The 22,401-nt window shown below is 32.9% G+C and carries 17 protein-coding genes, 4 pseudogenes and 1 other annotated feature; of the genes and pseudogenes, 15 read left to right on the top strand and 6 right to left on the bottom strand.

The window, feature by feature from the left end:
* The first annotated feature begins 183 nt into the window (after nucleotides 1-183).
* The 7 genes and pseudogenes from JFU23_RS00860 (at nucleotide 184) to JFU23_RS00830 (ending at nucleotide 7,602) form a co-directional block, all read left to right on the top strand.
* Nucleotides 184-2,322: a penicillin-binding protein gene (locus JFU23_RS00860; RefSeq protein ID WP_201031109.1), complete on the top strand. Its 2,139-nt coding sequence runs from the start codon at nucleotides 184-186 to the stop codon at nucleotides 2,320-2,322.
* A gap of 189 nt (nucleotides 2,323-2,511) precedes the next feature.
* Nucleotides 2,512-2,769: a binding site (T-box leader), on the top strand.
* A 65-nt stretch (nucleotides 2,770-2,834) separates the two neighbouring features.
* Nucleotides 2,835-4,072, top strand: a pseudogene (locus JFU23_RS00855) (MFS transporter).
* A gap of 110 nt (nucleotides 4,073-4,182) precedes the next feature.
* Nucleotides 4,183-5,208 carry a serine hydrolase domain-containing protein gene (locus JFU23_RS00850; protein WP_201031108.1) on the top strand — a complete coding sequence of 342 codons (1,026 nt, stop codon included), beginning with the start codon at nucleotides 4,183-4,185 and terminating at the stop codon, nucleotides 5,206-5,208.
* Between the two features lie 64 nt (nucleotides 5,209-5,272).
* Nucleotides 5,273-5,397, top strand: a pseudogene (locus JFU23_RS00845) (GNAT family acetyltransferase); the annotation flags it as partial.
* A 154-nt stretch (nucleotides 5,398-5,551) separates the two neighbouring features.
* Nucleotides 5,552-6,019, top strand: a complete 468-nt coding sequence (locus tag JFU23_RS00840; RefSeq protein ID WP_085311398.1) for a CcdC protein domain-containing protein — start codon at nucleotides 5,552-5,554, stop codon at nucleotides 6,017-6,019.
* A 79-nt stretch (nucleotides 6,020-6,098) separates the two neighbouring features.
* Nucleotides 6,099-6,605, top strand: a complete 507-nt coding sequence (locus JFU23_RS00835) for a DUF3189 family protein (RefSeq protein WP_002013190.1) — start codon at nucleotides 6,099-6,101, stop codon at nucleotides 6,603-6,605.
* A gap of 190 nt (nucleotides 6,606-6,795) precedes the next feature.
* On the top strand, nucleotides 6,796-7,602 hold the full coding sequence (locus tag JFU23_RS00830) for a DegV family protein (protein WP_002110177.1): 807 nt from the start codon (nucleotides 6,796-6,798) through the stop codon (nucleotides 7,600-7,602).
* Nucleotides 7,603-7,841: 239 nt separating this feature from the next.
* On the opposite strand, the gene JFU23_RS00825 is transcribed toward JFU23_RS00830, so the two are convergent.
* Nucleotides 7,842-9,590 (bottom strand): ABC transporter ATP-binding protein, encoded by a 1,749-nt coding sequence (locus JFU23_RS00825; RefSeq protein WP_201031107.1) that lies wholly within the window; start codon nucleotides 9,588-9,590, stop codon nucleotides 7,842-7,844.
* Nucleotides 9,583-11,385 carry an ABC transporter ATP-binding protein gene (locus JFU23_RS00820; protein ID WP_201031106.1) on the bottom strand — a complete coding sequence of 601 codons (1,803 nt, stop codon included), beginning with the start codon at nucleotides 11,383-11,385 and terminating at the stop codon, nucleotides 9,583-9,585. Before JFU23_RS00820 ends, JFU23_RS00825 begins: the two co-directional genes overlap by 8 nt.
* 702 nt (nucleotides 11,386-12,087) lie before the next feature.
* On the opposite strand from JFU23_RS00820, the pseudogene JFU23_RS00815 reads away from it, so the two are divergent.
* Nucleotides 12,088-12,428 (top strand): annotated as a pseudogene (locus tag JFU23_RS00815) (MerR family transcriptional regulator); the annotation flags it as partial.
* Nucleotides 12,426-12,809 (top strand): winged helix-turn-helix transcriptional regulator, encoded by a 384-nt coding sequence (locus JFU23_RS00810; RefSeq protein WP_201032249.1) that lies wholly within the window; start codon nucleotides 12,426-12,428, stop codon nucleotides 12,807-12,809. The pseudogene JFU23_RS00815 and the gene JFU23_RS00810, both read left to right, overlap by 3 nt.
* A gap of 91 nt (nucleotides 12,810-12,900) precedes the next feature.
* Here JFU23_RS00810 and JFU23_RS00805 read toward each other — a convergent pair whose 3' ends face one another.
* The gene (locus tag JFU23_RS00805; protein WP_201031105.1) at nucleotides 12,901-13,599 is read right to left on the bottom strand and encodes a hypothetical protein; all 699 of its coding nucleotides are present in this window, start codon (nucleotides 13,597-13,599) and stop codon (nucleotides 12,901-12,903) included.
* 505 nt (nucleotides 13,600-14,104) lie between these two features.
* Between JFU23_RS00805 and JFU23_RS00800 the strand changes: the two genes are divergently transcribed.
* Nucleotides 14,105-14,905: a GNAT family N-acetyltransferase gene (locus JFU23_RS00800; RefSeq protein ID WP_002127623.1), complete on the top strand. Its 801-nt coding sequence runs from the start codon at nucleotides 14,105-14,107 to the stop codon at nucleotides 14,903-14,905.
* 46 nt (nucleotides 14,906-14,951) lie between these two features.
* On the top strand, nucleotides 14,952-15,827 hold the full coding sequence (locus tag JFU23_RS00795) for a glycerophosphodiester phosphodiesterase (RefSeq protein WP_201031104.1): 876 nt from the start codon (nucleotides 14,952-14,954) through the stop codon (nucleotides 15,825-15,827).
* Between the two features lie 132 nt (nucleotides 15,828-15,959).
* Here the strand turns inward: JFU23_RS00795 and JFU23_RS00790 are convergent, their stop codons facing one another.
* The 3 genes and pseudogenes from JFU23_RS00790 to pdxR all read right to left on the bottom strand — a co-directional run bounded on the left by JFU23_RS00790 (nucleotide 15,960) and on the right by pdxR (nucleotide 18,625).
* The gene (locus tag JFU23_RS00790; RefSeq protein ID WP_002141962.1) at nucleotides 15,960-16,373 is read right to left on the bottom strand and encodes a magnetosome magnetite crystal formation protein family; all 414 of its coding nucleotides are present in this window, start codon (nucleotides 16,371-16,373) and stop codon (nucleotides 15,960-15,962) included.
* Between the two features lie 144 nt (nucleotides 16,374-16,517).
* Nucleotides 16,518-16,984 (bottom strand): annotated as a pseudogene (locus JFU23_RS00785) (DUF2306 domain-containing protein).
* Nucleotides 16,985-17,191: 207 nt separating this feature from the next.
* A complete protein-coding gene (gene pdxR / locus JFU23_RS00780) occupies nucleotides 17,192-18,625 on the bottom strand; it encodes a MocR-like pyridoxine biosynthesis transcription factor PdxR (RefSeq protein ID WP_201031102.1) in 1,434 nt (477 codons plus the stop codon).
* A gap of 152 nt (nucleotides 18,626-18,777) precedes the next feature.
* Between pdxR and JFU23_RS00775 the strand changes: the two genes are divergently transcribed.
* The 4 genes from JFU23_RS00775 (at nucleotide 18,778) to JFU23_RS00760 (ending at nucleotide 22,191) form a co-directional block, all read left to right on the top strand.
* Nucleotides 18,778-19,689 carry a DMT family transporter gene (locus tag JFU23_RS00775; RefSeq protein ID WP_201031101.1) on the top strand — a complete coding sequence of 304 codons (912 nt, stop codon included), beginning with the start codon at nucleotides 18,778-18,780 and terminating at the stop codon, nucleotides 19,687-19,689.
* A gap of 283 nt (nucleotides 19,690-19,972) precedes the next feature.
* The gene (locus JFU23_RS00770) at nucleotides 19,973-20,896 is read left to right on the top strand and encodes a nucleoside hydrolase (protein ID WP_002127616.1); all 924 of its coding nucleotides are present in this window, start codon (nucleotides 19,973-19,975) and stop codon (nucleotides 20,894-20,896) included.
* A gap of 77 nt (nucleotides 20,897-20,973) precedes the next feature.
* Nucleotides 20,974-21,438: a GNAT family N-acetyltransferase gene (locus tag JFU23_RS00765; RefSeq protein ID WP_201031100.1), complete on the top strand. Its 465-nt coding sequence runs from the start codon at nucleotides 20,974-20,976 to the stop codon at nucleotides 21,436-21,438.
* Nucleotides 21,439-21,621: 183 nt separating this feature from the next.
* Entirely contained in the window at nucleotides 21,622-22,191 is a 570-nt protein-coding gene (locus JFU23_RS00760; RefSeq protein WP_002013217.1) for a DUF4256 domain-containing protein, read from the top strand.
* Nucleotides 22,192-22,401: the final 210 nt, after the last annotated feature.

Below are 22,401 nucleotides of genomic sequence, written 5' to 3'. Positions count from 1 at the left end.
ACTTACCGTATTTTATATAAAAAATACAAGATTAATAAAAAACAAATAGCAACATAGCTGGTTTTCTTATTGTTATAGAGGAATTACTAAAAAAACTTCGAAAAATATAGTATCTAATATAATAAAGAACATATTTAGTAACACATCTTTGCATTAATACATTGGAAAAGAAAGGAGATAAATATGCATAAACTTCAAACGAATAAAGGCGCTCGATATATGATGATTGCTTTTATTATTTTGTTTCTTACTATGCTTTTACGCATGTTTTATATTCAAGCGGTAGGAGTCGTGCATAATGTTAATGTAAAGGATCTTGCGAAGGAACAACAAAACAAAAATGGAGTTTTAGAGGCAAATCGCGGGACAATTTATGATCAAAACGGTAAAGTATTAGTCCAAGACTCAACGACATATCGCATCGTTGTAAACTTAAAAGGAAAAGATAAATTAAAAGATAAAGAAGATACTGCACAACGTTTAGCAGATGCGCTTGAAGTTGATAAAGAGGATATCATGAAAAATTTTCATGAAGGACGTACGCAAGTTGAAATTGGTAAAATTGGACGTAACTTATCTAGAGAAGCGAAGGAAGAACTTAAAAATTTGAAAATACCAGGTGTATCGTTTACAACAGAAAAAGCCAGAGTATACCCAAATGAAGACTTCGCCTCGTATATACTTGGTTTTGCAAGACCAGATGATAAAGGTAATGCGGAGGGCAAGTTTGGGCTTGAAGAAAGTTTGGATAAATATTTACGCTCTACAAACGGAAATGTAAAATATGTAGGTTCACGAAATGGTATCCCACTTACAAATGATATAGGAAAAATAGAACCTGCTAAAAATGGAAATAACGTATACCTTACGCTTGATAAACAAATTAATAGTTTTTTAGAAGACGCGATGAATAAAGCGGCGCAACACTATGACCCTTCTATGTTAGTAGGAATTATTGCAGATCCAAAAACAGGTAAGATTTTAGCAATGTCTAGTAAGCCTAGTTATAATCCTAACAAGGGAGACATTGAATATTTTTTAAACGATCCAATTGCGAATGCATTCGAACCAGGGTCTACAATGAAAGTTTTTACATTAGCTTCTGCAATTAATGAAGGTGTATATAACGGGAAAGAATATTTCCAATCAGGAAAATACGCAGTTGGTTCAGCAGAGATTAAAGATCATAATGGCGGCTATGGATGGGGCTCAATTACATTTGATGAAGGGTTTGAACGGTCATCGAACGTTGCTTTTTCTATTTTAGAAGACCAGTTACTGAAACCAAATAAATTCAAGCAATATATGAATAAATTTGGTTTCAATCAAAAAACAGGGATAGATTTACCTGGAGAAAGTAAAAATACATTATTGTTAAATACTCAAATTCAACAAGTTACTACTTCTTTCGGCCAAGGCTCAACTGTAACTCCTATTCAAATCGTACAAGCGGCCACAGCTATAGCAAATGACGGCAAAATGATGCAACCTTATATTGTTGATAAGGTTGTAAATCCAACAAATAAACAAGTTATTATGGAAAATCAACCTAAAGAAATAGGGAATCCGATTAAAAAAGAAACTGCAGAAGAGGTAAGGAACTTAATGGAGCGAGTTATTACTTCATCAAAAGGAACGGGAACGATGTATAAAATTGATGGCTATCCGATTGGTGGTAAAACAGGGACAGCGCAAATTCCGAATCCTGAAAATGGACGATATATGGAAGGGAAAGATAATTATATTTTTTCATTCTTAGGAATGGCTCCAATTGATGATCCACAATTAGTCGTATATTTAGCCATTAAGCAACCTAAATTAAAGGGGAATGAATACGGTGCTCAGCCTCTTGCTGAAATTTTTAAACCAGTTATGAAAAATAGTCTAGAATATTTAAAAGTGAAACCATATACAGAAAAGCAAATGGCAGATGCAACAAAGCAATCTGAAATAAAAGTACAAAATTATGTAAATCAAACAATGGATACTGTAAAAAATATTGCAGAAAAAGAGAAACTTCAGCCGGTATTATTAGGAGAAGGAAAGATAATAAAACAATATCCACAGACTAGCGAGGTAATGAGTGAAGGAGATCGCATATTTCTAGTAGGAAGTAATGTGAAAATGCCTAACCTAAAAGGTTGGTCAATGCGTGATGTTATGTATTTCTCTAAGTTGTTGAAATTAGATTTAAAAACAACAGGTACAGGGTATGTAACGAGTCAAAGCATTGAAAAGGGAGAATATATACAAGAAGGTGATACTTTAAAACTAGATTTGGAACCGCCTCTAGAACCATTAGCAGAAGCGAGTACAAATTAATATCGAATTTTGTAAGAGTCTATAGTATAATAGGCTCTTTTTTTAGAGTTACAAGCAATTTCACGCACCGTATTTTTTAATAAATAAAAAATCAAGTTACAAAATTATAAAGGATGCTCACTTTTAAAAAAACTGATTATTCTTTATAATTATTTACAATATAAAACCTATGTGATAATATGGAAAAAACCAAATGCAGTGAAGAGAAGAGTAAATAAAATGAATTTTTCACAGAGAGCTCTATTTAGCTGAAAAGGAGCAAAAATTCTTTATTGAACCAAGCCTCTGAGCAGCACATCGGAACCTTTTAAAAGTGGATGGTGTGACGGGAGCTCCCGTTATAGAGATAAGGTATAAGCATGAAAATAGTGCAGTACCTGATAAGGTTAATATGGCGACATATTAACAAACTAGGGTGGCACCGCGATGATAAATCTCGTCCCTAAGACTAAAAGTCTTGGGGGTGGGATTTTTTTATTGTTTTAAAACAATTTAGAAAGCGGGTGCCTAAAGTGAAAAAATTACTTGAAGATTGGAAATATCCTTTATTACTATTGTCCGGAGTTGGTATTGCGAATTTAGGTGCATGGATTTATTTAATCGCACTGAATGTACTTGTCTATAATATGGGTGGCTCAGCCTTAGCTGTCGCTACTTTATATGTGATAAAACCATTAGCCACTTTATTTACAAACGCTTGGTCAGGAAGTATGATAGATCGTTTAAATAAACGAAAGTTAATGATTCACCTCGATATATATCGAGCAGTATTTATCGCTATTTTACCCTTGGTTCCATCCCTTTGGATTGTCTATCTCTTAGTATTTTTTATAAGCATGGCCAGTGCGATTTATGAACCAACTGCTATGACATATATGACGAAATTAATTCCAGTAGAGCAAAGACAACGTTTCAACTCACTACGTAGTTTAATAGGATCTGGTGCATTTTTAATTGGTCCAGCAGTAGCGGGGATATTATTAATAACTGGTACACCAGAGTTTGCTATATATATGAATGCTATAGCATTTCTGTTATCAGGGTTAATTACATTACTTTTACCTGATCTTGATAAAAAATACGATTCTAATACATCAAGTGATAAGTTATCTCTAACTGTACTAAAAAAGATTGGAACATAGTTTTAAATTTCAGCAAAAAATCTGTGTATATAGTATGTGTTTATTTCCTATTCCAAGGAATGATGGTTTTAGCTACCGCTATAGATTCACTTGAACTATCGTTTGCGAAAGAAGTTTTATTGTTAACAGATAGTGAATATGGCTTTTTAGTTAGTATCGCTGGAGCGGGTTTTATTTTAGGAGCCATAACAAATACAATTTTATCAAAAAAATTAGCACCTTCATTTCTAATTGGGATAGGATCATTATTCATTACAATCGGATATTTGATTTATGCTTTTTCAAGTGAGTTTTTAATAGCTGCTATCGGATTCTTTGTTTTATCTTTCTCTATGGCATATGCAAATACGGGATTTTACACATTTTATCAAAATAACGTTCCGGTTCATATGATGGGACGAATCGGGAGTATATACGGGCTCGTTATAGCTGTTTTTACAATTTTTATAACGATTCTGTTCGGCGTTGCAACTCAATTCACTTCTATACAACTTGTAGTCATTGTAGGAGTATTGGTAATGCTACTTATTACTATCATATTGTGCGTGTTTACTTTATTACCATCGTGGTCTAAGGTATATTCCGCTGAATCAATAAATTCGAAATAGTTCCCTTGGTTTTTATTTGAAAATTAGGGGGTGAATAGGAGGTTTCTTTCCCCTATATATGGAAAAATAATAAGGAGAAAGAACAATACCAATAAACAAGGGTGGTTATTATGATAAAAACAAAAGATCAAATAGAGAAAATTGTAAAAGAAATACATCGGAATATAGATTTTTCTGGGGTAGTCTTAATAAAAAAAGATGATGATATTATTTATGAAAATTCATTTGGATATGCTAACCGAAGTGAATGTATAAACAATACACTACAAACAAGATTTGGAATTGCCTCAGGATGCAAATTATTTACTGCTATCAGTATCTGTCAACTTGTTGAAAGAGGTGTAATTACTTTTCATACAAAGTTAAAAGATTGTCTACATATTAAATTCCCAAACTTTAATGAAGATATTACAGTACATCAACTTTTAACGCATAGTTCGGGTATTCCAGATTATTTTGATGAAAGTATCATGGATAACTTTGAAGACCTTTGGAAACAAACTCCTATGTATCTATTAAAAAGTTTAAAAGACTTTTTACCATTATTCCAAAACAGTAATATGATGTTTACACCAGGAAGTAAGTTTTACTATAACAATGCAGGTTTTATTATACTTGGATTAATTATAGAACAGCAGACAGGACTTGAATTTACGGAATATATAGAAAGAAACATATTTGTTCCAGTTGGTATGAATGATTCAGGCTATTTCTCTTTAGATAATTTACCAAAACATACAGCTCTCGGATATATAAAGGATGTAAATAGTCAAAAATGGAGAACAAATGCATACTCTATACCCATAAAAGGAGGTTCTGATGGCGGCGCTTATATTACTGCACCAGACATGGTGAAATTTTGGAAAGCTCTATTTAACAACGAAATATTAAGCCGCGAATATACGAAGTTACTTTTAACTCCTCATATTTTGGTGAATAATAGCCAGTCTTACGGCTATGGAATATGGATTGAGAAAAGACAAGAAAATATTTTTAAATATCATGTAATGGGATATGATCCAGGCGTGAGTTTTCGCTCGGCCGTATACCCGGAATTAGGAATTACATTAGTTATTCCTTCAAATAGAGGGGCAGGACCTGAAAAACTAATGGTGGAAATAGAAGGAGCTTTTTAATTACATGGATATAAAAATTAGAGCATATAAAAAAGAAGACGAAATAGGCTAGGTACGTTGCCGTGTGTTATCTTTTTAGATACAGCATATTATGACAATGTACTTAGAGGGAAAGAAAAATATGAAAATCCCGTAATTGAACTAGTTGCTATACATGAAGAACAAGTAGTAGGAGACGTACGAGTAAAAAGTACGTCTTTTTACTTTTATAAATAATGCTTAAGGCTGATGGGAAATCACATTCCATATTATACAAATTAAAGTAGCTATCGTATTTCAAATATGGTATGAACAGAGACGAATATAATTTTCAAAGGTAAACAAGTATATAGGAGGACTCTAAATGGATATTCTATTTGTTATTCTACTTGTTATTCTTATAATTGTATTAATGCAAGGTAAGGAATACAAAGTGAATATTAATCGTATTTGGCTCATTCCGGCTTTGCTGTGCTTTGTAACAATCCAGTCCATTATTCATATGGGACAATTAAATATATTGCACGTACTACTATTCGTTGCAATGTTTGGAATTGGATTGGCACTTGGAATTATTAGGGGGAAAGCTTTAACATTTCGGTTAGATAGTGGAACGGGTCATGTATTACGAAAAGGAAATTGGTTAAGTACAATTATTCTCCTTGTTATTTTAGGTGTGAAAATCGTGATTAAGCAAAGTATGTTTCCTGGCAGTACTCACCACACATTAATGGTTGTAACGAATGCCTTTTTATGTATCACATTAGGTACCGTAATTAGTAGACGCTATTATATTTGGAAAAAATATAATGAATTAACACAAAAAGCGTAAATACATTCGTCCCTTGTTTAACAACGCTGTGAACGGTAATACTAAATAATATTGAACTTTTACAACAAGGGATGATACTATGATATTCATTTACACAGATTTCGGTGGAACGCATTCAACTGCACTCGCTGCAGCTTATCATTTAAATAAATTACCAACAGATCGTAAGTTAACGAAAGAAGAAATATTAAATGTAGATTACTTTAATAAATTGAAAACAGAGGATATGGGAAAGATTATTTTTCATGGACAAGATGAATATGGGAATCCTGTATATACAATTGGCTGCGGGGCATCCAAAGTCGTTGTACCTGCGATGAAGCATTTAGGAGAGATTCTGCAAAAACATTATCACAGCCATGAAAAGATTATTTTTTCTAATACATCACCAACAGTTCCTTTACCAATGACTTTCGGTGGTCTGTTTTCTAGAAGGTTCCACATCGACTTTATCGGCGTACCATTACTCGTATGGGGAGCAAAACTTAGCTGTGATAACATACAAAGGCTTGTTAATTATACGAAAGAAGCTGGCCGATTGACGAATGATTATGTTGTAATTTTAGATAACGAAACATTTAAGTAATGTTAAAAGAAGGCCGGGGAATTTTGTGGTTTTCTTTTTTTGATAAATAGACAAAAAACATTCACATTTATTATACATCTACTATAGCCAAAATAATAAAGTCCTGTTACTATTACAGGGGATATTCTCTTTTCGTAAGATAAATATATAGAAAAGTCAGAAAAGAGGAACGGAATAAGGGAGGAACAACATGAAGCGTGTTGCTTGGTTTACTGATAGTACAACTGCGAGTTTTACAACAGATGGTGATAACTTTGTTATCCCAATTGAAGTTATTATTGATGGAGTGTCTTATAAGGATTGTGAAGAAGGAGTTCATAAACGTCTTTATGAAGCGTTAAATGATGGAAGAACCGTTACGACTTCGCAACCTAATATAGGGGAAATGGTAGAATTATTTACTAAATGCAAAGAAGAATATGAAGAAGGCTTTGCAGTTGCTATTAGCGGAAAAGTAAGTGGGACCTATCAAAATATGAAGCTAGCTGCTGATATGGCAGGTTTCCCTTTAACTGTATTAGATAGTGAAACGACAAGTTATCCAATGGATGAACTTTTGAGAAAAGCTAAAACGTTATACAATGATGGTATGACTTTACAAGATATACATAAAACATTAGTAGATGAAAAAAGAAGGCCTTTTTATGTATTTCCAAAAAGCTTAAAAGGTTTATATGCAAGTGGTCGTGTAAAGGGAGTTCAATTTTTACTTGGAAGTTTATTAAGTGTCAACTTAATCTTAGAAGTAAAGGGCGGAGAACTTTTACTTGAAAAGAAAGTGCGTAAAATCCAAAAATGTAGAGACTACATTAAAAATGAGCTTGAAAAAGAATTACCAAAAGTACTTCATATGTTCTATGCTAACGATAAAGATGGAGCTGAAGAATGGATTTCAGATATTAAACAAGCATTCCCTGAAATGGATTTCAAGCTTTATCCATTGCCGATTTCATTTGCTGTTCATGCAGGTGAAGGAACAATAGCAATTAGTTATTAAGAGGAAAACCCGTGAATAATTCGCGGGTTTTTTTATTTAGTTAAATCAAAAATGGGGTCCCGACACACCTCCATCAAGCTTAGAAATTGATGGTTCTTCAAAACAAGCCATGAGAGATTTTATTGCGTTATCAGAATTAATTCATGAAGCTGTGTTACAAGCAATAGGGCATGCTTAATAGAAAAAACAAGTATAACCGAATCTAGGTTTATACTCGTTTTTCTTTCAAATAGGAGAAATTATTTTAAAACCCAGTTTTCTGCTTCATGACGAATACGAATGAAACGACGATATGTACCTTCACGTTGGATTAGTTCTTCGTGTGTTCCTTTTTGAACAATTTTTCCGTTTTCAAGTACAACGATTTGATGGGCGTTTTGAATTGTTGCAAGTCGATGGGCAATAATGAGTGTGGTTTTTCGTTTTGTCAGCTCATCAAGTGCACATTGAATGAGCGATTCATTTTCAGGATCAAGGCTTGCAGTTGCTTCATCTAAAATAATAATTGGCGCGTTTTTTAAGATAGCACGGGCGATGGAAATACGTTGTTTCTCACCTCCAGATAGAGAAGATCCACCATCTGTTAGCACCGAACTATACCCATCTTTAAGTGACATGATAAAGTCGTGGCATTGCGCTCTTTTTGCCGCCTCAATGACTTGGTCTTTCGTCGCCTTAGGATTACCGAAATGTATATTGTTATAAATAGAATCATTGAATAAATAAACATTTTGGAATACCATGCTAATCGATGACATTAATGTATGAAGACTTAATTCATTAATATTCATACCATTAATTGTAATAGCCCCCTTATCTACATCATAAAAACGAGCGATTAAGTTACATAGTGTCGTTTTACCAGAACCAGACGGACCGACAATTGCAGTTGTTGTTCCTTCTTTTATATGAAGTGATACATCTTGGATAATTGGGCGATCACTATAGCTAAATGAAACATGATCGAACGTGATATCAAAATGTTTTAAATGTATATCTTTACCTTTTGTATCGACAAATTCTGTTTGTTCAATAGCATCCAGCTTATCTAGCATATTGTCAACTGTTTCAAGAACGTGTGTGGCATCACTAATTGGTTCAATACTATCAAACATAACGAAAGCAAATAGTGTGATTAAGATCAGGTCAGAAAACTCCATATCACCGGATAAAACAAGTGACGAAGCAACGAGAACAAGTAAAACTGATGCAAGTTTCAGCCCCATACGGTGACCGACATTATAAATACCGAATGACTTTTGAATTTCAATGTTAACCTTTTTACTATTTTTAAAGGCCTTGTTAATATTTCGTGATGCTATACCTTCTTGGTTGAAACTTTTTACAACCGACATACCACGTAAGTATTCAAGTGTATTGTTAACGAGTTCATGTTGACTTTGTTGATGTACGGGTGCCTTTTTCCGGCTATGTTTTTGTAGTAATTGTAAAAAAATCATAGATAGTATAACGCCAGTAATTGCAATAAGTGCCATAATGGGATTGTAGAACAATAAGAATAAAATCATTGTAAATGTCATGATATAACCGTTTACAACAATATCAATCATTTTCATTGCCATCATTTCCACAAATGATAAATCGGTAGTTACAATACCATTAATATCACCTGTACGGTACTTATTGAAAAAACCGAGTGAAACTCCTTTTAATGTGTTCCCAAGCTGAATGCGATGTGATGCAGCGAGTTCATAACCGACACTCTCTTGATAAACAGCTTTTAAATAAGAAAAGAGGAATCGTCCTAAAATTGCTATCACCATAAATAAAAGGAGTAACCAAATTGTTTGTGAGGTTAATTCTTTTGTACCATGATAGTCATCGAGCATATATTGCAGTCCCTTAGCAGAGATGACAATGGGTAAAGCAATACAAATAGCTTGGAAAAATGAGAAGACGAACCCAAGATATACGCGCTTTTTATAAGGACCGGTCCAATTCAGAATTCGTTTTATAATCTTAAACATTGGAATGTCCCTCCTTAGTTACATAGTCTGATTGAATGTCTTTTTTACTTGCACCAATATGTGCTCGCCATAGTTTTTGATACAAATTATTACTTTGTAAGAGCTGGTCATGGGTACCCATAGTATGAACATTTCCACTTTGTAAGACGACAATTTGATCAGCGTGTTTAATCGTTGATAATCGATGAGAAATAACAATTAGTGTTTTATTTGAAGCTAACTCATTAAATGCTTTTTGAATTTCAGCTTCATTTTCAGGATCTGTGAACGCTGTTGCTTCATCTAAAATAATAATTGGTGCATCCTTTAAAATAGCACGAGCAATCGCAAGACGCTGCTTTTCACCGCCAGATAGTTTTTTTCCAGCTTCACCAGAGTCCGTTTGATAGCCATTTGGTAATGATTTAATAAATTCATCGCAACGAGCAAGGCGAGCTGCATGGAAAACTTCATCGTCTGAAGCATTTGGATTCCCCATGCGAATATTCTCTAATATACTTGTACGGAAAAGGAAATTATCTTGTGCAACATAGCTAATCATCTTACTGAAATCGTTTGGATGAATATCTTTAATATTGATGCCACCAATGTTGATACTTCCATCAGATACATCCCAAAAGCGTGTTATGAGCCGAGCGATAGTGGATTTACCACTACCAGACGGACCTACAAGTGCGGTATAGTTACGCTCAGGAATAATTAACGATAGATCGCGGATAACTGTATGTTCTTCGTTGTAACCAAATGCAACATGATTCATCTCTATTTGAAAGTGAGTTGGTACTAGATTGTAAGTAGGGGCAACCGATAATGCTTCTAGATGTAAGTAGTCCTTTGTGTCATTCACTGCATATTCGATAGATTTAAAATCATTAACGAAAGTTGTCAATTGTATGAGCGGATGAATTAATCCCATCGATAAAGTTAATGAGATAATAAGTTCTGCTGGTTCAATAGTACCATTTTGGTAAAGAAGCAATCCGACTGGAAGTGTTCCAACAAGCGTTGAGGGGAGGAGCGCATTCCCGAGAGTCATTAAAGGCCATGTGCTACGGAACCAATTTAATGTGTAATCCTTAAATGATGTAATAGCATGAGAGAATTTTTTATAAGATTTGTTTGTTTGATTAAATGTTTTAATGACTTCAATTCCTTCTACATACTCAACAATCACACTGTTAACGTGGTTGCTAGCCTCCATGTAATTTTTGTATTGTGAATTAAAGTTGCGCATCATGATCATATAAATCATGAACGCGATTGGTACGGTAATGAGTGTAGCTAATGCCATTCGATAATCGATTGTTAACAAGTAAATAAAAACACCAATTGGTAATAAAATATTGGATAGCCCTTCAGGGATAATATGGGCAAGTGGAAGTTCTAATGTTTCAACACGATCAACGATGATATTTTTCATCTTACCAACAGGTTGATTGATAATGTGTCCAAGTGGCGCACGCATGAGACGCTCAGCTAATTGCAAACGAATATTCTCTAAAATACTGTAAGCAACTTGATGTGAGTAATAACTTGAGAGTGCATGAAATACTGTTTGTACGAAATAGCCACAGGTAGCAATGAAAATCCAATAGCTAATGCTACTTATCGTTTGGGTACCGTCTATTAATAGTTTAAGAATATAATAGATGGCTACATAAGGAATGAGTCCACCAATAACGCTAATAATAGCTAAGAAAGTAGAAATAATCATTAAGTGTCTAAAGGAAGCTGCAAATTGTAAAATCGAGTGAATCCAATGTTTCTTTTGAGCAGGGTGTGTATAATGTTCCATATTTTCACGTCCTTTATGGTGTAAATGTTTTAATTTCTTTTATACGACCGTTTGCAATTTCAAGTGTTTCATCACAAGAAAGAGCAATCAGTTCAGGGTCATGAGTAATAATAAATAGCTGTTTTTTTATATGCGTAAAATCCTTGTATAAAGCCCAGTATTCATAAAACCTTGTACAGTTAATTTATTTTTTGTCACCATAATGAAACTCCTTTCTGTTTTGAGGTCCTTATATAAATCCAATTGATATATTTAGAATATTCTACATTAGAAATTTTATCGAGAATGATTATCAATGTCAATATGTGGATGTGGAATGAAATTATAAGTATAGTACTCTTTGACAAGGCAGGAGATCGATATGTAGGTTAGACAATGAAAGCGGGAGCTGGGAGGCCTTGTGTAGCTCTCTTTAGCAGGCAGAGTAAGACTTCTAGCGCAAAAGTTAGAGAAAAGAGGGTGGTTCATCTAAACGTACGAAATCTGTAAAACGTTGGTGCCCCCATGCATATTAATAAGGTTTTAAGTGTGGCGTACACTAGTGGCACAGGTAATCTTAAAGATTGAGTTATTATTTATGAACCTGATGCAGAATTGGCAATCCTAATTCATACTATAAATAATCTTGCATAGGGAGATAAAAGGATTTTAAAAAATAAAAAAGAAGTATATATAAACAAATACATAATTGGTAGTGATAATATGAAAATCAGTAAGTTTGCAGAAGTAAATAGTGTAAGTGTAGATACGATTAGGCATTATAGCTAGGATTTAGTTTGAATGAAATTAAAGAACTTTTTCTTTATAAAAATTTAGCGAAATCTATGAATTACGAAACAGATACTTCTTATCAATCTTTATTTAAATTGAAATATGAAAAGGTTGAACAAGAAATAAAAACATTAGAGGAAAGAAAAGATAAATTAAAGACAGCGTTAAATAATTTATCTACAGCAACTAAAATTTCGAATTCAATTTTAGGGATAGATTTAACAGTACTTAATGTATTTAAATGTTTTAAGTGTAACGGAGATTTTATTATGGCACGTTTTAGTTATCAAGATGAATCGGTTTCTGAAGAAACACAGCAAGAAATTTGTCCATTAACAGTTACCCAAAATGCAATTGCAGGAAGATGGAAAATCGTGATTTTGTGGCATTTAAGCAAAAATGAAATTATTAGGTTTAATGAATTATTGAGGATGTTACCTGGCATCTCAAAAGGAATCTTAACTAGACAATTAAGAGAGCTTGAAGAGGACGAGTTAGTACACAGAGAAGTTTATAAAGTTGTTCCACCCAAGGTAGAATATTCTTTAACAGAGCAGGGGGAAAAGTTTATACCTGTATTAGAAGCAATGCAAGTCTGGGGTAAAGATTTACTAAATAAAAAAATAGAGATGTATGAAAAGCATAAGGACTAATAAATTAATAATACCTTCCTATTGGTAATAGGAAGGTATTATGTTCAAATTAAATACTGAAAAATTTATTAATGTAAGTTGTACTGGAAAACTATCGTAATTCAGCAGTCTTTCTAATAACAATCTTATCAATATCATCCTCTTCATCACCAATAAATAACCCTCGTTCTTTTAAGTATGTTTCAAAGTATAAATCTGCTTCTGCACGTTCATCATATGGCTTTACAGATAGAACGAAACCTAATTTATTTTGCTCCTCTAAATGAGAAGTGGAGATGTAAGCCGGTACATTGTGGCGTAAAAAGAGCTCTTTAACAGGAATGATCATATCTTTCATTAACTTCGTTAACATACCCATTTCAAACTCAAAATTAAAGCGATCTATACTAGATAAATCCGCGAATACTACACCAATAAAACCTGTATTAAATACTTCTTGATATTCTACTTCTTCGTTACCGTAAAAATTCTTTTCGATTAAATAATTTATAAAGTAAGCAACGCCATCACTTTGTTCAAACGGTTTTGTTGAAAGAACAAAGCCGAGTTTCTTTTGTTTATGTAAATACACACATGACATGTGTGCGGATATATTATGTTCTTTAAATAATGCACTCGTTGCCCCAGATAGACCATCTAGTACGTGATGCACAATTTGAAGTTTTTTACGAGCGAAATAATAAGATTTCTTTTGTAACTCCAATGTATCAATAAAGACAGAGCCGATAAAGCCTGTATTTGAAATAATAGGTGTTTGCTTTTTTCTTCCTCTGCGCTTTGCTTGAGTCATTGTTGAAATCATCCCTTCATGTACAAATAAATTAAAAGAACGTTTGTTCGTATATTTATATTTTACTATTAAAACGCACTAAAGTAAAGGGTTTTTGACGAAAAAACAATAAAAAAGACACCTATAAAAGGTGCCTTAAACGTTGCAGGGAAGAGGTTTCATCCCATTATTTATATTAAGATACAGATACAATCTCTTCTGTATCTTCTACATCTAAATGACAGTCCATAGTACGAACATCTTGATCTTCATGACTTCCGAAATAAATAGTAATTTTCATATGTATCGCTCCTTTATTCTAGGAATACCTAAAATAATTACTAGTAATGTTAATATTTATTATATACCACTTTTTTCATTCCGACAACGTTATATCATTTTTAATTCTTTTAGGGCGCAAAGAGTGATTTATAGAGATATTTTTATAGAAATAGGTACATTTCTTATATGATATATTTAATACTGAAGGATTCGAATACGAATTTTTATGAAAGGAGCAAAATGAATGAATTATAAACAGTTACTAATAGACAATTTTACATATAAAACCTCATATATTGCGCGGCAGGTAAATGGAATGGATGTAAAAGAAACGAAGGATTACATTACTGTCGACTGCGGATTACCTGCAGATACATTTAATATTATCACACTACTAAATAGTAATGTAACGGAAGGAATCGAGAAATTATATAAGGAGGTAGAATACTATAATCAAAAGAAATTTCCAATGAGTGTTTGGTTTTGGGATGATAAGCAAGAACAGACTATAAAAAGCGAATTAATCAAACTTGGTTTAAAAGAAGCTGAAAAGAATATCGCGATGGTAGCAGAATTAAAAACAATTCATCCAAGAATAAACATGCCAGTAGGTTTTACGATACAAAAAGCATCTTCTTCAGGACAAATCAAAAAGTTTGGAGAAACGTTAGCTAATCTATTTGGTACATCAGAGGAAGGTAAAAATGTACAAGCATACTATAATCAAATTTCTTCTTTAAGTTTATGGAATAGCGATAACATGAAACTATACTTAGGTCTTTATAAAGGTGAGGTAGTATCTGTTGGCTCTTTAGTATGTACGAAAGATAGTGTCGGTATTTATGATATAGCGACTAAAGAAGAAATGAGAGGACAAGGATTCGGCTCTACTATGTTTAATTTCTTGCTGCAAGAAGCTGAACAACTAAAAAATACGTATTGCGTATTACAAGCTTCACCTGATGGAATAAATATTTATAAAAAATCCGGCTTTCAAGTTGTAGGACAAATGACTGTTTTTGAAAATCGGCATTTATTTGAGTAAATCATCCAAGTCAAATTGTTTTAAATATAGGAGTTAACATACCGTTATGAAAAAAACAGCTATAATTACAATCATTTGTTTCTTCATAGTAATAAGCATCTTTGTTTTTCAACAAGTAAATGAACATAATTATATAAAAGCTACTAATCAATCAAATCATATAAAAAACATTGCGCATAGAGGTGCTTCTGCATATGCACCAGAACATACAATAGTTGCTTATACATTAGGACAACAATTAAAAGGTGACTATATAGAAATAGATCTCCAAATGACAAAAGATGGACATTTAATAGCTATGCATGATGAAACATTAAACCGTACAACAAACGGTGCGGGCTTAGTAAAAGAGCATACATTAGAAGAAATAAAGAAACTAAATGCAGGATCTTTTTTCAATAAAAAGCATTCTAATTTAGCAAAGAAAGAATTTGAAGATGCTACAGTTCCAACAATAGAAGAAATTATTGAAACGTTTGGACTTAATGCTAACTATTATATCGAAACAAAATCGCCAGATAAATATCCTGGAATGGAAGAAAAACTATTAGAAATTATTAATCATTACCAAATAAATGATAAAGTTATTATTCAATCATTTAGTGAAGAAAGTCTGCGAAAGATTCATAATTTAAATGCCAATATACCGCTAGTACAATTATTATCACATAAAAAAGCAGTTCAATTAACAGAATCAGAAATAGAAAAGTATAAAACATACTGCATAGGTCTTGGTATGAATTACAAATATATTGATGCAACCTACGTAAAAAAAATAAAGAATTATGGATTAGAAGTTCATCCATTTACAGTAGATAATGAAAAAGATATGAAAAAGTTACTAGTATGGGGTGTAGACGGCATGTTTACTAATTATCCGGATCGTTTACATTCAATATTGGATTTGAAAAATCATAAATAAAAAGAATTACCCGATAGGAAATGATGTACGGCTGTTTTCCTGATGGCAACATAATTGAATACATTGAGCCGAAGTTTAAATAACTATGCAAAGAGAAAATAAAAAGAATCCAATAAAAATATTGGATTCTTTTTATTTAGTTCTATGCACCCATCGTGAAACAATAGGATAATGAAATTCTTTATTTTGTAATTCATATAAAATCCCTTTAAGTGGTCCTAAAATTACGGCGGCTAAAAGTATTATATATAGTGGAATTGTTCCAAAAATAACAAATAAGGAATTTGTACTCAAGTCAATGTGTAATAAGGAAAGCATGATCGTACGGATTACTACGAAGTTCCAAAGAAATACAGCGAGCCATACTCCAAATTGGAAAAGGGCTGATTCTAGATTCATCTCTTTTATACTTTGTGATTTGAAAACGAAATAAAGTATGAGCGGTATAAAGAAAAGTGTATTACCAAAGAGGAAAAAGGCCAAGAAAGATAATAAAGTAATTGCATGTATCACTAGTTTAATGTTTTTATCTTGTGATAGTATCATTAAAATCCTCCTATATTTAATTTAGATGGTAAAAAACAATATAACCCATTATATCATAGGAAACATGAAATCTAAATAATCATACTATTCTCTGTATTGAGCATAATTTTTCATAAGATTACTCAGAAAGTAATCAAAATGCAACTAATTTTCCCTCTGTTTTTTATATTTTTTTGATACACTGGCTACTAGAGGAATGCCAATTAAGGTAGGTAAAAACCAAAACCATATAGGCGGCAGTAAATTAATAATTGGAATATGAATTCCGACGTTTACTAAAAGTGCGGTTACGGCACCGATATAGGAGCCTAACATACCTCTAATATGGTGATGAACCCAATTTTTCCAACGCTTTTTTCCTGCAAGATAGCCATAAATCGCAAATGAATAAGAGAAAATTGCTACATAAAATAAATATGCGATTTTATCCCAGTTTATAATGGACAATATAATTGCAGTAAGAGTTATTACAACGTAGGATGCATGATATATTTCTCCCCATTCTGTATGTTTCCCTTTCTTTTTTGAGCAAGCATCGCTACAATTCCCGTAATTAAACATATGGTTCCAAATAATATGTGAATGGTCAAAAGGATATTGAAAATGCTCATATTAATTTCTCCTTTTTATTCTTATAGTATTGCAGTATAGGAGAAAAGTTGAATAATATTGTTAGTTCGACTTAATATATTGAAATAAGGGTATCCGCTAAAGATTGACGGTGATTCTTATGAAGAACTCATTTTATTAGGACACGAAATGCGGTTGTGGTAAATAAGATATAACAAAAATCCTCTTTACATTAAAGAGGATTTTTGTTATTCCATCAACTCACGGATCAATTCACTTAATATATAAATTCCTCGATTGATTTCTTCAGGGGAAGCATATCCATACGATAAACGTATATATTGATCTGATTCTTCTTCATAAATACGTCCTGGATTTAAAAGAATGCCCTTCGATAATGCTTCTGAAAATAGTTTTTTCATCGAAATGTTAGGTACAACCTTTAGCCATATAAAAAATCCACCACTAGGAATATCCCATGTAGTAATGTCAGCACAGTACATATTTAATGCTTGTATCATTATTTGTCTTCGTTCTTTTAGATGAATCCTTACGTTCGCTACGTGCTCCTCATAAAAAGCTTTACTTAACCATTCTGCAGCAACTCTTTGAGATAAAGAACTTGACCCATAGTCAGTTTGCATTTTTATGTCTGATAATCTCTTAATAACAGGCTCTGGTCCGATAATCCAACCAATCCTAAGTCCTGGGCTAAGTGTTTTAGATAGGCTACCGATATATAAAACATGTCCATATTTATCCATCGACTTTAAAGGAGGGGGCGGGAGTTCATCCATCCATAACTCACGGTAAATATCATCTTCAATGATAGGCAATTGTTCTTTTTCGCATATTCTTAGTATTTCTTTTCGTCGATCCTTGGACATTAATACACCCGTCGGATTTTGAAAACAAGGAATCGAATATAAAATATTTTTCTTTTGACTATAATTAATTCTTCTTAACAAATCATTAGGGATAATTCCATGTTGATCCATCTGTATTCCAGAAAGGTGAATATTAGCCGATTGAAATACGTGAAGAGAATATAAGTAAGAAGGCCGTTCAAGTAAAACAGTTGACTCTCTATGTAAAAGACCGATTGATATTAATTGTAATGCCTGTAATGCACCAGAGACTATTAATATAGAGCTTGGTGATGTATTTATTCCAAATGATTTTACATAATTACTTATTGCTTCACGTAAAGGGAGATATCCTTTTTGTTCTTCATATCCGAAATAATCTAGTTCCTCACATACGTTACGCATAATGAATTGCATAGTTTCTAACGGGAAAAGATGAGGTGCAAGTTCTCCTTTACTAAGATGAATCAATTTTTTATTTGCTTCTGCTTCATTTATTTCCCGTACCATTAACTTGCTTGGTTTATGAATACCAGCCTTTACATATTCACTCCAATCGGGCGGGGGATTGGTGGCTAATAATGACCATGTATTATTCGTTACAATTGTTCCTGACCCAATTTTCCCTTGAATTAAGCCATCTGCCATAAGTTCTTCTAGTGCAGTTATTACAGTACTACGATTTACATGAAATAATTTCGCTAACTGTCGCTGGCTAGGAACCTTACTTCCAATCGGCCATTCTCCGTATTCAATTTTTTCTTTCATATAGTCTATTATCTGCCGATATTTAGGCAGTTTTTTATCAGTAGACATATTAAAAACTCCCTCATTCATTTTAAAAATGCAAAGTGGTTGGTTTTTTCGAGGATTAACTGGTTGAAGACATTGTATCAACTATTAAATATGATGAAAAGAAATAATTGGTAATTAGAAAATGGCTGGTTTATTGGAGAGGGAGAAAAAATATGCATAATAAAAAATGGGATTTTCGTATTGTATGTGCTCACGCTTTTACGATTCTTATATGGGGAACAGCTTTTCCAGGAATTCGGATGGGGCTTGAAGCTTACACCCCTGAACACCTTACTTTGCTACGATTATTAATCGCTTCTTTGATTCTTTTTCTGTTTTCACTTATATACAAATTACGTTTACCTGATTTGAAAGATATTCCAGTAATTTTTATATTTGGTGCTCTTGGATTTACAATTTATCATATTGCACTGAACTACGGTGAAAAGAGTGTGAATGCTGGACCTGCTAGTTTAATTGTATCAGTAACACCTATATTAACGGCAATTCTTGCTTCTGTTTTTTTGAATGAAAAAATGAAATTAAATGTTTGGATCGGTGGTGTAATTAGTTTTGTAGGAATTGCTTTTTTATCGTTAAGTCAAGGAGATTCCATTCAATTGAATAGTGGGGGATTACTAATTTTATTGGCGGCAATTTCAGAAAGTCTATTTTTCGTTTTTCAAAGGCCATACTTAAAAAAGTACGGTTTCTTGCCATTTACAATATATACAATTTGGTCCGGTACTGTATTTCTGCTTATTTTTTTGCCAGGGATTTATGAAGAAATTGTAGCAGCTCCTATAGAAGTTACTTTGAGTGTTATATATTTAGGTGTGTTCCCGACAGTACTGCCGTATATTGCATTAGCATATATTACATCCCATGCCAGTGCTTCTGAGGCAACAAGTTCTCTATATTTAACACCAGTAACTGCATGTATTATCGCTTGGATATGGTTAGGTGAGGTGCCAACCTTTGTTTCGATAATTGGAGGGGGAATTACTATACTTGGAGTTGTGATTGCTCATTTAACATTTAATAAAGATGATTATAAGCAAATTGAGAGTGAAAAAGTATGGTAAGACATCCCTGCGAGTATTTGCAATTTAAATGCAAAATTTCGGATTAATAACAGGCTTTCAATTCTATAAATATAGTGAAAAAAATCTATATTAAAATCAGCTAGTCCAATATTTGTACGAGATTTAATTAAACTGGTAGATTATTTATCTGCAAAAGAACTAGCATAATGCTAGTTCTTTTTTATCAATACATTACTGACCATTAATATTTGCTTAGAACTGTATAGATTTAAATTATTTCCACATATACATAATTATCTTACCTATGAAAGGAGTGCATTTCTTGGAGAAGGTTTTATTTTTTGGAGACCCAGGTATTGATGATTCGTTTGCAATTATGTATGGCTTACTGCATCCTGAAATTGAAATCGTTGGTATCGTAACTGGATATGGAAATGTTGAACATATACATGCCGCTCATAATGCCGCATATATTTTACAGTTAGCAAACAGACAAGATATTCCTGTAATTAGCGGTGCAACGGGCCCACTTACAAATGAGATTACAACGTATTACCCTGAAATTCATGGACCAGAAGGATTAGGGCCCATCCATGTACCGGAAAGTGTGTTATCTATTCCTATATACAATTTTGGTAGTATTGCTGCGATTCTTGTAAAGTATGGAGAAGATTTAACAATTGTCGATGTAGGAAGATCTACCTCGTTAGCGATTGCTTTTAATTTATGGAACGAATTGATGTTAAATATAAAAGGAATTTATTTTATGGGTGGTGTCTTTTTAGAAGCAGGGAATGTTACTCCATTAGCAGAGGCAAACGTGTACGGAGATCCTATAGCAAGTCAAATTGTATTTCAGCAAGCGAAAAATATAACGTTATTCCCTTTAAATGTAACAAATAAAACGGTTTTAACCCCAAGTGTATTTACTTACATTTTAGTTAATACACAAAATCCATTTAAGTCGATTATGAAACCCATGTACGATTATTATTTATCAGCATACCAAAAACTCAATCCATCTATTGAAGGGCCATTATTACACGATGTACTTGCTATAAGCGGTTTAGTGAATCCTACATTTTTAAATTATACATCCCGAAAAGTGACTGTGGATATATGTGGCGAAACGAAGGGACAAACTTTTGCTGATTTTCGCCCACACTCTAAATCTGAAGGGGCGCGTATAGCGTTACAATTAGATGAGGAAAAATTTATTCAGGATTTTATGAAAATCATGTTATAAGTTGATGTCGAAAAAGGGAATCATTTCACTCCGTTGAATATAAAAGATAAATTCTCTTTTTAAAGGAGCTTAAAATAGTGAACGTTCAATTAAAAATTGTTACGAGAGAAAATTGGGAAGACGCATTAAAGTTACGAGTTAAAGAAAATCAAATCCATCTTGTTCCCGCAGTGGCAGTATCACTTGCTAAAGTATACATAAAACCAGATGGTGAAAATGTCGAATATATTCCATTCGCTATATATGATGGTGACCTTATAGTTGGTTTTATTATGCATGCTTTTGTACGAGAGTCAACAGATATGTATTGGATTAACGGATTTATCATTGATGAAAAAGAGCAAGGAAAAGGATATGGAAAAGCAGCATTACAGGAAATCATTAACTTAATAAAAAAGAACTTTAAAGAGTGTGAGGAAATTAGATTAACTGTCCATAAAGATAATATTTCTGCAAAGAAACTATATGAATGTTATGATTTTAAACCATTAGGAAATGTATATGACGGTGAGGAAGTATATCGCTTATTGTTATTGAAATAAAGATATACTGTTTTGAAACAATAAGTTGTTCCGTTAAAGGGTCATATCGCGGAGAATTGGTTGTACTAATTCATATAAATTATCGCAAACTCAATTCACGCAATTATTTAAACATTTTATTATAAAACAGTATTTATATATACTTAAACTATCATTAATAAAAACATCAATGGAGGAACTAATATGAAAGAAAGCAATAAAAAAGAGTTGTCACTAGAGCAACGTGAAGAATTACTACAAACATTGAAAGATCGTTTTGAGAATAATATGAACCGTCATAAAGGTTTAGAATGGGCTAATGTTCAAGAAAGGCTGGATGCTAATACTGAAAAGTTGTGGTCGCTCAACGAAATGGAACGAACTGGTGGCGAACCTGATGTTGTTGATTTTGATAAAGAAAAAGGCGAATATATTTTTTATGATTGTTCAGCAGAAAGTCCTAAAGGTCGTAGAAGTGTTTGTTACGATCTTGAAGCGCTAGAATCAAGAAAGAAACATAAACCAGAAAATAACGCTATTGATATGGCAACTGCCATGGGTATTGAACTATTAACGGAAGAAGAATATCGTACATTACATAATCTTGAAAATTTCGATATGAAGACGTCGAGTTGGGTGCAAACACCTTCTGATATTAGAGAACTTGGCGGTGCCCTTTTTTGCGATTATCGCTTTGGACACGTCTTTGTGTATCACAATGGGGCAGAATCTTACTATGCCGCAAGAGGCTTTCGTGGTTCGTTAAGAGTCTAAAATTTGTACAGGCAGGTAAATTTGAAGTAGAGAATAGATTTGCTTAGGGAATAGTAGTGATTGCATACTTTAGCTACGGATTCGATTTTGAGGCCGCAAAGAATAGGGCTAATCAAACCTTATTGTAAAAGAATGAATCAACTAAAAATATTAAGAGTATGTTTTGATAATTTTCTTCATAAACATACTCTTTTTTAGAATCATTTATCA

This window comes from Bacillus sp. TH50 (genome assembly GCF_016650565.1).
GTDB lineage: Bacteria > Bacillota > Bacilli > Bacillales > Bacillaceae_G > Bacillus_A > Bacillus_A mycoides.
This window is presented reverse-complemented; position numbering and strand designations above follow the sequence as displayed.